The sequence below is a fragment of the Streptomyces sp. NPDC005728 genome, assembly GCF_040630895.1.
Classification (GTDB): domain Bacteria; phylum Actinomycetota; class Actinomycetes; order Streptomycetales; family Streptomycetaceae; genus Streptomyces.
The window spans coordinates 1-2550 of record NZ_JBEXYL010000256.1; the positions used below are offsets into that span (position 1 = coordinate 1).

The following is a 2550-nucleotide window of genomic DNA, read 5'->3' on the forward strand; positions in this document are numbered from 1 at the left end:
TCCAATGTTGGAGTCGCGACAAACCCCCCCCCCGGGCGTCAAACCAAAAGATCATTGCGGGCAGCTGCCTCACCCAGTCGTGGGATGGACGCCGGATCGCCCTGGCGGCGATCCGGCTGCCTCTGCCCTGCTCCGCAGGGGTCCGATTCCTCCCCGGTCTGAAGGCCGGGGCATCCTCGCAGGTGCCCGGTGAAACGGCCCGACCACCCGCATCCCGCGCCGCGCCCGCCCACTTCGCCCCTCGGTGGCCCTCGCCGCTGCTCGACACCGGCAGAAGGAAACATGACGACGAGACATTGCACTGTGTGCGTGATAGGTGCCGGCCCGCGCGGCCTCTCGGTTGTCGAGCGACTGTGCGCCAACGCCCGCTCGCAGCCCGAGGGCCACACCGTCCACGTCCATGTGGTCGACCCCTACCCGCCCGGCCCCGGCAAGGTGTGGCGCACCGACCAGTCCCCTCACCTGCTCATGAACACCGTGGCCGGACAGATATCGGTGTTCACCGACGCCAGCGTGGACCTGCTGGGCCCGCTGGAGCCGGGACCGAGCCTGCACGAATGGGCCCTCACCCTCGCCGCGGGCGAGCAGGGCGACGCCCATCCGGCGCACGTCCTTAGCGAAGCCCGCCGGATCGGCCCCGACACCTACCCCACCCGTGCGTTCTACGGCCGCTACCTGCACTGGGCGTACCAGCGCATCACCGACGGCGCACCCGCCGGACTGACGGTCAGCGCACACCCCTTCCTCGCCGTCGCCCTGGACGACGAGGAAACGCCCGGGGACCACCCCCGCCAGCGGGTGCAGCTCAGCGACGGAACCGTGCTGCGGGACCTGGACGCCGTGATCCTGTGCCAGGGACACCTGCCCGAGCGCGCGGACGCCGCCGAGAAGGAGTTCGCCGGCCGGGCCCGGGAAGCGAACCTCACCCACATCGCGCCGGCCAACCCCGCAGACGTCGACCTGGACATGCTGGCACCGGGCACGACGGTGCTGCTGCGCGGCCTCGGGCTGAACTTCTTCGACTACATGGCCCAGCTCACCGCCGGCCGCGGCGGCTCCTTCGCCCGGACGGCCGGCCGGCTCGTCTACCACCCCTCGGGGCTCGAGCCGCAGCTCTACGCCGGCTCCCGGCGCGGCATCCCGTACCAGGCCCGCGGCGAGAACGAGAAGGGCCCCCACGGCCGGCACGAGCCGCTGAGGCTCACCGCCGGCCGCATCGCCGAGCTGCGCCGCACCCACCAGCAGCACGGACTCGACTTCAAGGACCACCTGTGGCCGCTGATCTCCCAGGAGGTCGAGACCGTCTACTACCGCACGCTGCTCACCTTGCGCGGAGACGACCTCGAGGCGCAGCAGTTCCAGGACGACTACCTGGCCACCGGCCCGGACCGGCGGCACAGTGATGCCGTCCTGGCGGCGTACGGCATCGGCGAGAAGGACCGGTGGGACTGGGAACTGCTCGCCCGCCCCTACCGGGACCGGGAGTTCACCGGCCCCGACGATTTCACCGGCTGGCTCCTGGACCACCTGCGCGAGGACATCGCCGAAGCCAGGTCCGGCAACGTCAGCGGCCCGCTCAAGGCGGCACTCGACGTCCTGCGGGACCTGCGCAACGAGATCCGCCTCGCGGTCGACCACGGCGGCCTGCACGGCGACTCCTACCGCACCGACCTGGACCACTGGTACACCCCGCTGAACGCGTATCTGTCGATCGGCCCGCCGGCCCGGCGGGTCGAGGAGATGATCGCGCTGATCGAGGCCGACGTGCTGCGTGTCGTCGGGCCGGGCCTGCGGGTGGAGGCCGACCGCACCGGATACCGCGTCAGCTCACCGCTCGTGCCCCACTCGGCCGTGCGGGTCGGCGCCCTCGTCGAGGCACGCCTGCCCGCGATCACGCTGCGCCGCACCGACGACCCGCTCCTGCGCCGCCTGCTGGCCGACGGACAGTGCACCGCCTACCGCATCCGCACCCGTTCGGGAGGCAGCTACGAGACCGACGGACTGGCCGTCACCGAGCGGCCGTTCCGTCTGATCGACGCAGGCGGCGTTGCGCATCCGCGCCGCTTCGCCTTCGGGGTGCCCACCGAGTCGGTGCACTGGGTGACGGCCGCCGGTATCCGGCCCGGCGTCAACTCGGTCACGCTCACGGACTCCGACGCCATCGCCCGCGCGGCACTGGCCTGCGGCACCGGCCTGTGCCGGGATACGCACGGCGCCGGCGCGGGGGAGCGGGCCGGCGCCGCCGGGCAGAGGGCGGACGGCGAGGACGCACCCACCGAACAAGGACTCACCCATGCCCACTGACACCACCCTCACCCCGGACGCGGCCGCAGACCCTGCCGGGGTGCAGCTGGATTCCGGCCTGCTCGCGCCCGTCTGGGCGCACACCCCCGTCGCCGCCGCAGTGTCCGACGGCGCATGGCTGCAGGCCATGCTGGACGCCGAGGCAGCACTGAGCCGGGCACAGGCCCGGCTCGGCACGGTGCCCTGGGCCGCCGCCCGGGTGATCAGCGGTGGCCTGGCCGGCTTCGCCGAGGCTTCGTCCGGCCC

Annotated in this window: 1 protein-coding gene and 1 pseudogene; both read left to right on the forward strand. The window is 72.8% G+C overall.

The window, feature by feature from the left end:
* The first annotated feature begins 282 nt into the window (after window positions 1-282).
* Window positions 283-2304 carry an FAD/NAD(P)-binding protein gene (locus ABZ471_RS48290; RefSeq protein WP_359075523.1) on the forward strand — a complete coding sequence of 674 codons (2022 nt, stop codon included), beginning with the start codon at window positions 283-285 and terminating at the stop codon, window positions 2302-2304.
* Window positions 2294-2550: pseudogene (locus tag ABZ471_RS48295) on the forward strand (hypothetical protein); the annotation flags it as partial. The gene ABZ471_RS48290 and the pseudogene ABZ471_RS48295, both read left to right, overlap by 11 nt.

Coding starts and splice junctions, on each gene's coding strand:
- ABZ471_RS48290 (WP_359075523.1), top strand. CDS start 283: ATGACGACGAGACATTGCACTGTGTGCGTGATAGGTGCCGGCCCGCGC.